This window comes from Dysgonomonas sp. 25, from assembly GCF_010501075.1.
Lineage (GTDB): Bacteria > Bacteroidota > Bacteroidia > Bacteroidales > Dysgonomonadaceae > Dysgonomonas.
The window spans coordinates 42,261-55,588 of record NZ_QVMN01000002.1 but is presented as its reverse complement, the minus strand read 5'-3'; the positions used below and the strand labels follow the sequence as shown (position 1 = coordinate 55,588).

The window sequence follows — 13,328 nt, the reverse complement described above, 5'->3', positions numbered from 1 at the left end:
TGAAATCCCATAGGCCTATCGGTTTATGGGATTTTTTTCATAGGCTTCTGAAAAGGCTGTCCCATTGCCTGCCAATGATGTCCACATTATAACGCTTCACATTGCGACGGGCATTCTCACCCATCGTTTTGCGTAGCTTCTCATCTTCAATCAACACCGAAAGCCGTTGGGCAAATTGCTGTATATTTCCATTTTCCACCAAAAAGCCGTCTATCCCATCCGTAATGATGTCTCTTGGGCCGCACGGACAATCGAATGCAATACAAGGCACTCCGCAAGCCATCGCTTCAATCAAGACCATCCCAAAGCCCTCGTAGCGGGAAGGGAGGGCATAAACGGAGGACGACAGGTATTCCTTCTGTATGTCTTTCACAGGCTTTTTTATATGGATAGAAGTATTTTCATCTATCAGGGGAAGGTTATTATCGGGTGGCATCGTTCCGTAAATATCGATGCTCCAATCGGGATATGTATGTCTGATGAGTTCCCATGCTTCCTGCAAACGGTCATATCCTTTCTGAATGGAAACTTTGCCGACGGCGATAATGGTTTTATTCTCCAATTTCGATACGGATTCAGGGTAAAACGGAAGAGGATTGGGTATTATCTCCACATTTTCTGATTTCCATTGCTGTTTGTTATCGCTTGTCAGGACAATAAATTTGTCATAAAACCGGCTCCCTATATTCATCAGCAAGAAGGATAGTTGTTGTTTCAGATTCGGCTTTCGTCCATGCGTAACCATCTCTTTCGAAACGTGCCTTTCGTATATAATCTTCGCCTTCGTCCCAATCCAAAGAGGCACGAAAAAGCCTTTCAATCCGTCATCACACACGGAGATTACATCCGGCTTAAACGCGTTGACAATACGGCGGATTCCTGCGAAATATTCCGGCTTGTTCTTGGAGACGTCTACCGAATGGAATATTATTTTAGGGCTGAATGTATAAAACGGTTCTTTCCCTGCTTCGTTGAGAGAGACGATACAAACGTCATACCCCAGCTTATCGGCAAAATAGGAAGCTTTGACCGAAAGGACACGTTCGAGCCCCCCTACCCCGGTGATTCCGTTGGTTATATATAATAATCTCATAGCAAGGCGTATATATGTTCTACTTCTTTGGAGTTGCTATAATCCGTAACCGCCATATTTTTACAAAAGGCTTTCCGTAATGCTTTGTTTCCGATAAGGGACTGTATGGCATCCGCCGCCCCTTCAATATCCATCGGGACAATAAGACCGTCGATACCATTCCGCAGCTGGCTGGCGGAAGTATTGAAAGCTGTTATAACGACAGGTTTGCCCAATATCTGCGCTTCGCGTACAGTAACGGCTTTCCCCTCGTAACGGGAAGGCTGTATATATATATCGCAGGCAGCAATGTAAGGATAAGGATTAGCCTTTTTACCCAAGATGATAAAATGCTCCTGCATGCCACACTCTTCAATCGCCTGACGGATAGGATTCTCGTCACCATAGCCTATGGCATACCATTTGACCGGAATACCTTTTTTTATCAGTTCGGCACAAATATGCACCGCCCGGTCAAATGCTTTTGCATAACAAAAGCGCCCTACAGTAAGGAGTTTTATCTCGCCGTCGAGCGTTGGCTTTTCCAATAAGGCTTGCTCACGGACAAAATTTGCCGAAAGGATATTCTCTATTACTACAATCCTATCTGCCAATGACGGAAATTTCTGTATAAAAGCTCTTTTAGCATCTTCCGAAATAGCAGCGATATAATCGTATGTACCCCATGTTTTTAATTCACATGCCGCATCTATGGTAACATTGGAATAATCGGTATGAATCCAGGCAATTTTACGTTTCGCCTTCACTTTATCCTTTACAATATTGTGCGGAGCGATAAAGCTTATCGCCAAATCATATACAACGTCGTTTATTGGCGGCAGATAAGGCGTAGTAGCATCCGCAACATACTGATATATCGAGTAATTCTCGTCGCCGCCGGTCTGATTCGAAAATCGCTTTGCCTGAAATTTGGCATACAAGCGCCCCAAAGCGATTCTCCAATATCCTTCTTTGAGAATCTGTGTTATAGGGCGTGTAAGCGTCGTATAAGCGGGGATTTCGGGCAATAGATTCACTTCGGAAGGGATATATTGCATCAGTTCGCCCGAATGGCGGTATATGAAAAGGTCGACCTCGACACGCGAGTAATCCAGACTATCCAATAGCCCCAGCAATGAACGTTCTACTCCTCCGATTTCCATGTATTGGATGGCGATAAACAGGCGTTTCTTCTTCATTGAAATATCTTGAGTAATGTCGGTTTAACATATGAAAACAGAAGGCTTTGCATCTCCTCTGTTCTGGCAAAGGATATATAATACAATCCTGCCGGAACGATTAGGGAGATTATGCCTTTGAGCATGATATAACCTATCGAATCGCCTTCGAATTGGTAACATATACAGTAAGTTATCGCCCACGAAAAAAGAGCCACAGCCGTATATTTGGCATACCTTATGAAATAAAGGCTTAACGGTTTCTTAAAGGTATGTTTGTAGACGAGATAAGGGAACTGCCAGAACCCAATAGACAATACGCTTATGGTGGCAGCAAGCAGAACGCCTGTTATACCCCAGAATTGAACAAACAGAAGGGACAAAGCTAAGTTGAGGCAACCTTGTATAAGAGGCGAAAAGCGGTCTTGTGTAAAGATGCCCGATTTGACTTTGAATATCTGAGCCGAAAGGCGCATACCCAAGATATATACATTGACGAGGATAATAATTACCGTAACGGTACCTAATAAATATTCGCTTCCCAACCACCAGATTATAAACGGGTTCAGTGTATTGGAAAGGATAATAACGGGCAAGGAAACAAGGATAAAATTCAACAGGAATATCGTATTGAAAACCTGATTGACACGCTCGCGGCTTTCGGTGACAAGGAGGTTGCCTACGCTTTCGGAGACGCTGTTCAATGCCTGATTTATCAGGTTGTTTATATAAACGGTGATTAATGTATAGTTCGAATACAAGCCGACTATGGCGATGCTGACAAAGGAAGATATAACGATATTGCCCGTCGAATGCATCAGATAACCGCCCAAGCCGTGCAGGAACAGGGCTTTGGAGTTGGTAATGATTTTTTTTCGTGTTTCTTCGTCGACTTTATATTTTATTTTCGTTTTGATGTACGAGTATAATCTGTTGACCTGATAAGTGATAGCTACGTTATATCCTACGATAAACAAGGATTCTATCAGCAAATACAGGATATAATTCTTGGTATAATACAATATAGCCAACTTTGCCAGATTCAATCCGACCTGATATACCAGGTTGATGGCTGCCAGTTTATATTGCTTCTGGTCGGCATTTATCAAAGACCATTTGTATGCGGCAAAATAAGGAACGATGCTATTGAACAGGAAGATAAAAAATACGGCAGAAACATACTCCAACGATTCGCCGCCCTTGATAAATACATCGAGGAAAGGGTATATAGCCAACCCCATCAATAGTATGCCCCCGCTGATATAACGGTATATCTTACGGTATAACTGCACGAGCGCGATAATCTTGGGCTCATCTCTTTCCGCAAGCGGTTTATACAGATTGTAGACGATACTGGTTCCGAATCCGCCTTCGAGCAGGGAAACCACACCTAAAATATTAAGCAATAAGCCATTCAATCCCAGATATTCGACACCGATGCTGTCTACAAAGATTTTCCGGGTAAAGAATCCCAGAAAAGTCATTATCAGCATAATGGACATGCTGGCAATAAAATTCTTCCGTGAATTATCCGTGCGCATAGGCATCCAGCTCTTTTGACAGTTTCAAGGCAATTCCTTGTGCAAATGGCATAACAGAATAGGTAGTGGAATAATAGCCGATACCTTTCGTGTCCCCCTGACAAAAATCAATAGCACCTGTTCGCCGGGTGGCTGCCATCAAGCGCTTTTCCGCCCGAAAGGCCGCATCCAAGAAGCGGCTATCGGATGTGATTTTGTAAGCGTTTACCATCAGCAAACCGATGAGCGCCGTACCCGAAGACTCGCTCGTAGCTTCCTTATTGAAGAACATCGCTCCGAATCCGCCATCAGCCTTTTGATATGCGAATAATTCTTCGGCTAAAAGGACTATCCGCTTATCCCATACTTCCCTGTCATTGGATTCTACCAGCCCCAATATATACCACCCGATGCCACGCCCCCAATCGTATATGCCTAAAGGGACATTCTGCACAATATCATAGGCATGCGAAGGGATGGAAGAACCGGGAAGCTTTGCTTTATCATATTCTTCTACCTGCATGCGGGCAAGCTCCATTTCGCCACAAAGAGCAAGAAAAGGCACGACCATACCGATAGTATCTACAAAGCGGATATGAGGAAGCGCCGCACGATAAGGAAGTGTCTTTTGGCTGCCCTTCAAAGTCATTCGCAGGGAACGAATCGCCTCTTCGGCTCTTGGCGTCAGCACGCCATTCTTTTTCAGCACATATGCCAGCAAAGCTTCATCGATATAGGCAGGCTTTTTCTTCCAGTTTCCTGTTTTGTCATCTATCGCTTTACTTGCATAACAGGCAGATTCTTCCTTGCCGAAAGCCAATAACAATCCGGCTGTTTGCCAGCTTTGTATCGTCCTGTTGCGATAGCGCCCGCGTATCACATCGTACAGTACATAGCAATTGTTATCGGTCTGTTTCACTGTCGGCGGCCTATGCAGCCATTTGCGAGCCTTCGATTCGATTGCTTTTTGCCAGACGGAACGGTCATTCCATCTGCCTATATGTATTCTCGATTGCCATTCATACACGAACAAGGCAATATCGAAGCCTATAAAAATGAAGGCTACAAAAAGTAATAAGGATAAAAACACTAGCATATTTTCGTAATCTCTTTTCCTGCTTCGGCAGCTTTCGCCTTATATTGCTTCATCATGGAAGCATAGTGTTTCCTGATTTTATCTTCGTGGCGGTATATATATTTGAAGGCTTCGACTAATTGGTTCTCCTTCTCCAATGCTTGTACGGGAATCACATAGTTGTCTTCCGTCCCGAAAATATCACGGGCTATTCCCTTTGCTTTTACCGAGTAACCGACGACAAGCGTCGGCACGCTCTCGGAATAGGCGGCAATACTGGCATGCGTACGGGCTGCCACAAAGAAACGGCAACGGGCAATATAGCCTTTCAGTTCCGAAGCGGTAGCATCTTCTATCATCACTACCCTGCCTGTATCGGCAAAATGATTGTACAATTTCCGAAGGGGGATTCTATCGTCATTATGCGCCCACACGACATGGGGAATCAAAGCGACATTCATATCCGAAGTGGATAGGATATGTTCTATCAGCCTGACGTAATTGTTGAATGTCGCACCCTTGCTTGATTCGTAACTGATAATCATCGGGCTGATATTGATTCCGACCGTATTGAGTTCTTTGAATCCTTCGGGCAAAGGCAAGTCGGTGCGTTCGAGCTGGAATGCGGGGTCAGGGAACAGGCGAACTTTCCGCAATCCTTTATTTTTTAATGAATTATACGTTATGCTTTCACGGGCGACTATCAGGTCAAAAGCTGCTAAGTCTCCCAAAACGATGTCGTTATCTATCGCCTCCTGTTCTATCGAACATCCCCACAAGACGGTCTTTTTACCTAATTGCCTTACTGCCTTATTTACCAGCAAAATGTGATGATTAACTCCATAGCAATAATTATCGCCGCCTATACTCATCATCATATCGCTTTTCTTTGCCGACTGAATAATCGGGGCGAATGTGAGCCTGTCGAATCTTTCGTCGCTGCCATCGATACGCGCCAACAGGTATTGCACCGAAAAACGATTTATCGGCTTTTGGGGATTCGATAATTTGCAATATCTATCCAGTCCGTACTTACTGTCTTCTTCCACAGAGGTAGAAAACAGCTCAAAATAAGCTTCTTTTATTATTTCGGATGTCGCGCGGACGATTGCTTCACATCCATGATTACCACTACCGCCATGCGGGGAAAGTATAATTTTCATATAATCCGGTTTTTATTTTTTATCTTCGTTGGATAAGCCATATCAGCCGATACAACCTATTCATTATCATTATTTTCAGCCAACAAGGTACAGCAATCGTATATTCATCGAAAGTTTTCAAATCGGCTACGCATTCTGCACTGAAAGTATTTCTTATTTCACTAATTGACAGCTCATTACTCATCGCCATATTGTAGGCGATACCCCATAAACGGTTCGAAAGGAATATCCGGGAATGCGAATCATTGATACCTCTCTTTTCGAAAAAGGAACGAATCATTTTCCACTGTCCGTAATTATTCTCAAAACTCTGGCTATGGGCACCGGAAGAAAGCGAGCCTTCGGATAAGATGCGATAGTTATATCCTACTGAATTTACGACCTGAATATGAGTGACATATTCGAGGTATTGCAGGTTAAAAATCAAATCTTCGCCATATTGAATCCCCAAAGGAAAGCTTATTCCATGCCCCTTGACGACGTCCGAACGGTATAGCTTCACCACCGGCCCATACAATAGATATTTGCTGTTCAATTCGGTGAAACGTTCAGAATCTTCCTTTCCTATAATCACTAATCCGTCGGCTGCGGTAAGCACTTCCGTACCTGAAGGGCGGAGCAATTTCATGCCGCACACTACTAATTCGGATTTGGCTTGTGTGGCTGCTTTGTGAAGGGCAGACAGATAGAAATTATCTATTAAATCATCACTGTCAATAAAAGCTATATATTTCCCTGAGGCATGTTGAATACCTAAGTTGCGGGCAAAAGAGACGCCCGAATTAACGATATGGAATACCCGAAAACGCTTGTCACGTCGGGCATACAAATCGCATATCCCGCCGCTATTATCCGTCGAGCCGTCGTCGATAAGCAGGCACTCCCAGTCCTCGAACTGTTGCGCAAGCACCGAATCCAAGCATTCTTCCAGGTATGGGGCGGTATTATAGACCGGTATGATTATCGATATTTCCATATATCATTCATTATCAATCACCTGATATATATTATTCATCTGGCGCTCCAGCGAAAAACGGTTCTTGTCTCTTTCTATCCGGTCAGCGTAACGTGACATTAACTTCCTATCAGACAATACGTTTCTCATCCCTTTCAACAAGGCTTCGTCTTCATTCTCCACAATGATACCATATTCGCCACCGTCCAGAAGTTCTTCCATCCCCGCGCAAAGTGTGGTAACAACAGGCAACCCGAGTATCAGGGCTTCCGTCACGGCAGTGCTATACCCTTCGCTCCGCGAAGAGCAGACAAAGACATCGCTCGCCGCAATATAGGGATATGGATTGCTCTGATTACCCCACAGCGTAACGATTTCTTCCAGATTCCACTCGCGAATCAGCTTTTCCAAACGTATCCTTTCCGCTCCTTCGCCGACTATCCATAATCTAAAATCAAAGCCTTCGGCAATCAACTTGCCAATAATGGGTATCAGGCGGTCATAGCCTTTTTGCGGCACTAATCTACCGACGGAAACAAAGAGCAGCTTCTTTTTATCCCTTTCGACTGTATACAGAGCAGACATTTCACGTATCTCTTCCACGTCAATCGGATTATAGATAACTATCGATTGGCGGGAATATAGTTTTTCAAGCGATTCTTTTACGCTTTCCGAGACGGAGACAACTTCGTCAAAGGAGGAATAACAGGTGGTTTGTTCCTCTTTCGAACGGAAAGCTATATCTGTCCAAGGGGATATATTGAGGTCGATATGAACCCAAGCGATTTTTCTGCCAGAATATCCTCCGCTGACAATCCTTGTGGCATATCCTTCGATAAAAGCAATTTCAACATCGAATTTGTCTCTTAAATATAAGCGTCTGAAAAGGGTTGGCGAAAAATGATTGTATATGAACAGGTTGATTTTGTTAAATATCTTAACCCAAAGTTTTCCGGCTTTTGATTTCCTTTTTTCTATACTTTTCAGAATACTTTTATACTGGATGTCTGCCGGATAGTATTCGTACGACATCTCATCTTCCCGATGATTGATGAGCGTAATATCGTATTTTTCTCTGTCGAAATGAGCTAAAAAGACTTGCAAGACTTTTTCGGCACCACCACCATATAACCCATTGACAACAAATGCGATGTGTTTCTTTTTCATTGCAATATCCTTTCCACGGGTTTTATCAATGACGATATGCCGAAATCGTGTCCTCTTCCCCTGACTTTGCGGGTTAATACGGAGAGATAATCACTGTTGGTTATAATCTTTTTCAACGGTTCGAATAATGTCATTTCCTCATTCTCCACGATGATGCCGTATTGGTTATCACCCAAAAGTTCTTTCATTCCCGAACAAAGCGTTGTTACCACAGGCAGCCCCAGAATCACCGCTTCGGTGGCGGCTGTGCTGAAACCTTCGCATCGTGAGGAGCAGACAAAGATGTCGCTTGCCGCTATGTAAGGATAGGGATTCGGGATAAAACCATACATCCGGATGTGATTATTCAACTTGTTTCTTTCAATATCTTGGGTCAGCTTTTCTTTCTCCGGCCCTTCTCCCAATATCCACAATTCAAAATCGCACTTTTCATCTATCAGCCTTTTTGCCACCTTTAGCAACCTGTCATATCCTTTTTGCTCCACAAGACGCCCCAATGTAACCATGCGGAGTTTCCTTTTCTCGGGCAAGGGTACTTCTTCTTTGGATTTGCGGATGATTTCGGCATTATCAATGGGATTGTAGATGGTCGCAGCTGCTACGCCGAATTTTGTTTCCACCGATTTTTTCACCGTGTCGGAGACGCATACTATTTTACTGTATTTCAAGTATGTATCTCTTTCCTTCTTCACGGAAGGATAAACGATATTTTGCGTCCAAGGGTTGAGCAGCATATCGGTATGCACCCACGCTATTCTATTCTTATTGGATGAATGGGCAAGCAGCTTTGTTGCAAATCCTTCACAAAAAGCGACTTCTATATCGTTCCCTTTCGGTAGAAAGAGAGCATAAACCACTCTCAACGGCAAATAAAAGTAAATCAAGTGGTATAATAGTTTATATAAGAACCGATTACGTGTTTTTATTATGGGCTCGTATCTGACAGACTTGCTGATTGGCTTTTCGTATATGCCTCCTGCCGCCACAGTAGCCACTGTTATGTCAAATTTGCTTTTATCGATATGCTTCACAATGGTATGAAGCACCTTTTCGGCACCTCCTCCGGCAAGCGACTCTATAAAGAACAATACTTTTATTTTCCGTTCCATAGTTATAATTCATCTATTCCACAAAACCAATCTTATCCGATGACAATAAGGTTTTCATTTCTTCTTTTTTGTCTTCGTCGATTCCTTTGCGTAGCGTATATTCATCCGAGAACAGCGGGGCATCTTTGAAGACCCCTTTAATTTTGGCTCGATATTCTTCCACGGAGCATACAATTTTCGCCGGATTGCCTGCTGCTACAACATTCTTTGGAATCGTTTTGGTGACGACGCTATTTGAGCCTATAATCGCATTTTCGCCTATCGTCACTCCGGGCATAATGACCGTGCGTACCCCGATAAAGACATTCCGTTCGATAGTGATTCGGCCTATTCTGGTATAGCCTGTATATTTCTTCGTACTGGTGTCATGTGCCAGCAAATAGACCTGCGGCGCAATCACTACATTGTCGCCAATCTCTATCAACCAGCAATGGCTTACGTCTACCACCAATCCGGGCTGTATAGAGCAATTGCTGCCCACTTTCATCCCTAATTTTATATAGTCTTCGAGCCAATATTCATCCAAAAGGTATTTTCGGAAGCGGGACTTTACAAAGTTTATACATTTGCTAAACATCGGCACTTGTATTGAATATTCATTAATTTATGTGAATAGATAGTCAAGCTATATACGCAAGTTTATCTATATCGAAGTAGTTGGCAAGTAAATGAGTTTATTAGTTTACAAGAAAAGTAACTCGAAAAAACACCCTAAATCAATATACTTTTGTTACTTTTTATTGTCATCCCGAACGAAGGTGAGGGCTCTCTCTTCTCCAACAAAACGAGATGCTTCGTTTCATTCAGCATGACAAGCGTGTCTGCTTTTTGTGTACTTCTTGTAGGCTCTTTGTGCGCTTCGTGGTTAAGTAATAAAAAAGTAACCTACAAAAAAAACAACATTTTTTATATACACTTTTTCTCTTAATTAGCTCATAATGAATGCGATTTTCGACAACAAAGGTAACAATAGGGTGACAAAAAAGTAACACATTTGTGTATTTTTAGAGGTGGAGAATCACCTTACCGGTTCGCTCCCGATAAGAAGCCTTTTAGCTTTTCTGCTACCTTCAGATAGTACCGCTGCACGGAGCGCCAGCGCTTGTCTTTGAGAAAGAACCAGCGCTTTTTGCAATCGATTAGCTTACCTGTGGGCGTGATAATATACTCCACGATGGCGACTATATCGTTTTCTGTGACGCATTCTCTAACGCGCGAGAGATTGTCGCCCTGAAATATCAACCGGTCACCCTCGATAGATACAAGGCGATGCAGTATGTATTTCTTATTGTATACGAAAAGGGCTATAACACCGATGCGCAGATACTGCCTGTGGTAAGGTATCAGCACGACCTTATGCTTGCCGTCCAATAAGGTAGGATACATGCTCATTCCTTTCACCTTCAATTCTACCGGGTTGCCCGAATCGATAATCTGGCGGACATTCGTAAAAAACAACTGGTTGGATAATATCTCTTTCGTAATCATACCCATCAGTATATTGTATTATAAGCGATTTCCGCAGCTTCTTTATCCGGCAGGCATCTCAGCTCATATACAGGCGCATTGTTAACGATTTTGTCTATCATATACATTACCTTTTCGGATAAAACTTCGTCATGAGCTATAAAGGGCGGAAACGACGGGTGAATAGCTCCGATAGATTCCAGGCGGCTCCGGCGGTTCATCCTATTCTCGGGGTATTGCTTTAGCCTGACCATTGCTTTCAGAAGAGCCGCTTTTTGTTGATAACAATGTGTCTTTCCGCTCCACGGCGAACCGTGAACGAAAATCTTACCATCTCTAAGGCACAACAAAGGAGAATCGTCATTCAGCAAATAAGAATTCTCTATATATTTCAGCCACAATCTGGCATGGGTGCTTTTACCTGTCCCCGACTCGCCAAGGAACAAGACTGCCTCCGAGTCCTTTACTACGGACGATGCATGTATCGGGATAACTCTTTTCCCTATTGCCGGCAAAAAGTAGGCAATCCATACCGCATACTTGATAATCATTTCGTTGTCGGAGGAGGAAGTAAAAACAGTATTGTCCTTCAGATTATAAATGATGCTGATAATCTTCTTTCCGTCAGACTGATACATTTCGAAAAGATATCCATCTTCACACTTCGAGAAAGTATGTTTCAGGTCTAATATACTGAAACAGTGTATCAGACGGATATTCATCAGATTGGCCGTATCTATCTGCCTATCCATGTGTATGCAGATATCCGCATCTCCCCTGTCCTGTTCGGGTATTTCGAATATATCAAACCCCGGAAACTGGCTTACCTGCCGTAGCATCTGCTCCCCTGTCATTTCCACTGTCAGGCCGGCTATCAAGTATATCTTTTTCATATTCATTTTTCGGTGGCTAATACGGTTATATATCTACTATTCGGCTACAGAAGCGAAGTGTACGCTCCCTATGCGAGATTATCAACAAAGTAAAGTTATCAGCAGCTAAGGCATGCAGCAGGGAAACGATGTCTTCTTCTTTCTTCGCATCCAAGGCCGAAGTAGCCTCATCCACAAAAAGGACTTCCGGCTCTTTATACAAAGCTCTTGCTATCCCTATCCGCTGTCTTTCGCCTCCGCTGATAGTAGTACCTGCTTCTCCAATCAGTGTGTCCAAGCCGTCCTGAAGACTTTCGAACCATGTTTTAAGTCCGGCTTGTTCCAAGACCTTCAATATCCTGTCATTATCGGGCTCACCGATAGACATCGCTATATTCATTCTTAACGAATCATTTTTGATAAAGACATCCTGTTCTACATAGCCAATCAGCTTATGCCAGCTTTTCCTGTTCCGAGGCGACAGCTTGATTCCGTCGATATATATCCCACCTTGCTGCGGGATATAGAAGCCCAGTAACAGGTTGAACAAGGTACTTTTACCCGCTCCCGAATCCCCTTTGAATCCAATGCATTCGCCTTTATGGATTTTCAGTGAGAAGTTTGAGAATACAGGCGCATTCACATCAAAGGCGAAGGTTATGTCCCGGAGCTCGATTTGCCGGTTCAGGTTTATTATCGCTTGAGGAAACTCTTCATCTGCCTCTTTGCTATCGTCTTCGTCGGCACCTTTAATGACGTCTATCACATATTGGTTATTCTGAAGGACATGCCAACTGCTCACCAAGGTCAATAGAGAGGGCATAACCCGAAGGGCAACAAATCCGAAAATGATGAAAGCATTAACAGAAACGCCATTAGCCGTACCGGCAACAAGCAAAATGATAAGCGCAACCACTATACACAGCTGAAAGATAACGGATGGTACCTGCCTGTAAATAATATTCTTAGTATCAGCCTTTGATATGGTGTCGAGCCCTTCCTCGAATTGGTTGCTTATCCTGTCGAATGAGCCATTCACGCTCAGACAGACATGTCCTTTGAGGCTTTCCTGCACTATCTGCGCCTGATTGCGGCGGGCTTCATAGGCTGCCAGACCAAGCTTCTTCAACCTGCCTCTGACAACGGCAAGGTATATCAGCGAGATGGGAATCATAGCGCCTACCAATGCCATCGATATTACGGGAGCAAGCCAAAGCAGAAAACCCATTAGCAGCAGCATCATTACCATATTCGATACCGAATCCAGAATGGTTTTAATAATGCTGGTAGCGAAACCATAGCATGCTCCATTGATATGGAATGCCAATTGCGAAGAATAGGTCTGGCGTATAAACAGCAATCCCTTGCTATGATAGTAGTTGTAGAGCCGCCGGGAATAGTATCTATATATTTCTAAATAGTACTTGTTCTGAATATTCCCAAGCCAGATAATAAGGACACTTTTGAGCGGCAGCAGCACTAAAGCTGCTATCCCTAATATCAAGCCGAATTGGGCAAGCGAGTCCAAACCTATAAAGCGGAAAAGTTGCCCCATAAAAGAGTTATCCCCTTCGATGCTTGCCGGATTGATAATTACAATAATAATCGGTAGCAGCGAAGCTAACCCAACCAAGTCGAGCAGGCGGTTCACTATCCCGATGGCAACCATCTTAACTGCCCTTCTCCGGAACTGCGCGGGGAGTAGCTTTATATACGAATTGACATTCATTGCAACTATTTTGGTTTGGAT

At 43.5% G+C, this 13,328-nt stretch carries 12 protein-coding genes; all 12 read right to left on the bottom strand.

Going from position 1 to position 13,328, the window contains the following annotated elements:
* Window positions 1-37: 37 nt before the first annotated feature.
* The 12 genes from D0T66_RS03460 to D0T66_RS03405 all read right to left on the bottom strand — a co-directional run bounded on the left by D0T66_RS03460 (window position 38) and on the right by D0T66_RS03405 (window position 13,307).
* Window positions 38-1,093 (bottom strand): glycosyltransferase family 4 protein, encoded by a 1,056-nt coding sequence (locus D0T66_RS03460; RefSeq protein ID WP_163355642.1) that lies wholly within the window; start codon window positions 1,091-1,093, stop codon window positions 38-40.
* Complete coding sequence (locus D0T66_RS03455) at window positions 1,090-2,271, bottom strand: glycosyltransferase (RefSeq protein WP_163355640.1); 1,182 nt, start codon at window positions 2,269-2,271, stop codon at window positions 1,090-1,092. Before D0T66_RS03455 ends, D0T66_RS03460 begins: the two co-directional genes overlap by 4 nt.
* Window positions 2,268-3,791, bottom strand: coding sequence for a lipopolysaccharide biosynthesis protein (locus tag D0T66_RS03450; protein ID WP_163355638.1), 1,524 nt, complete (start codon window positions 3,789-3,791; stop codon window positions 2,268-2,270). Before D0T66_RS03450 ends, D0T66_RS03455 begins: the two co-directional genes overlap by 4 nt.
* Entirely contained in the window at window positions 3,778-4,866 is a 1,089-nt protein-coding gene (locus D0T66_RS03445) for a glycoside hydrolase family 88 protein (protein WP_163355636.1), read from the bottom strand. The genes D0T66_RS03450 and D0T66_RS03445 overlap by 14 nt, the downstream gene beginning before the upstream one ends.
* Complete coding sequence (locus D0T66_RS03440; RefSeq protein ID WP_163355634.1) at window positions 4,860-6,008, bottom strand: polysaccharide pyruvyl transferase family protein; 1,149 nt, start codon at window positions 6,006-6,008, stop codon at window positions 4,860-4,862. The genes D0T66_RS03445 and D0T66_RS03440 overlap by 7 nt, the downstream gene beginning before the upstream one ends.
* Before the next feature lie 19 nt (window positions 6,009-6,027).
* On the bottom strand, window positions 6,028-6,984 hold the full coding sequence (locus D0T66_RS03435; RefSeq protein WP_163355632.1) for a glycosyltransferase family 2 protein: 957 nt from the start codon (window positions 6,982-6,984) through the stop codon (window positions 6,028-6,030).
* 3 nt (window positions 6,985-6,987) lie between these two features.
* Window positions 6,988-8,130: a glycosyltransferase gene (locus D0T66_RS03430; RefSeq protein WP_163355630.1), complete on the bottom strand. Its 1,143-nt coding sequence runs from the start codon at window positions 8,128-8,130 to the stop codon at window positions 6,988-6,990.
* Complete coding sequence (locus D0T66_RS03425) at window positions 8,127-9,239, bottom strand: glycosyltransferase (RefSeq protein WP_163355628.1); 1,113 nt, start codon at window positions 9,237-9,239, stop codon at window positions 8,127-8,129. The genes D0T66_RS03430 and D0T66_RS03425 overlap by 4 nt, the downstream gene beginning before the upstream one ends.
* Before the next feature lie 13 nt (window positions 9,240-9,252).
* Window positions 9,253-9,816: a DapH/DapD/GlmU-related protein gene (locus tag D0T66_RS03420; RefSeq protein WP_163355626.1), complete on the bottom strand. Its 564-nt coding sequence runs from the start codon at window positions 9,814-9,816 to the stop codon at window positions 9,253-9,255.
* 446 nt (window positions 9,817-10,262) lie between these two features.
* Window positions 10,263-10,733, bottom strand: a complete 471-nt coding sequence (locus D0T66_RS03415; RefSeq protein WP_163355624.1) for a S24/S26 family peptidase — start codon at window positions 10,731-10,733, stop codon at window positions 10,263-10,265.
* Window positions 10,733-11,599, bottom strand: coding sequence for a hypothetical protein (locus D0T66_RS03410; RefSeq protein ID WP_163355622.1), 867 nt, complete (start codon window positions 11,597-11,599; stop codon window positions 10,733-10,735). The genes D0T66_RS03415 and D0T66_RS03410 overlap by 1 nt, the downstream gene beginning before the upstream one ends.
* Window positions 11,600-11,624: 25 nt before the next feature.
* On the bottom strand, window positions 11,625-13,307 hold the full coding sequence (locus D0T66_RS03405; RefSeq protein ID WP_163355620.1) for an ABC transporter ATP-binding protein: 1,683 nt from the start codon (window positions 13,305-13,307) through the stop codon (window positions 11,625-11,627).
* Between the last annotated feature and the right edge of the window lie 21 nt (window positions 13,308-13,328).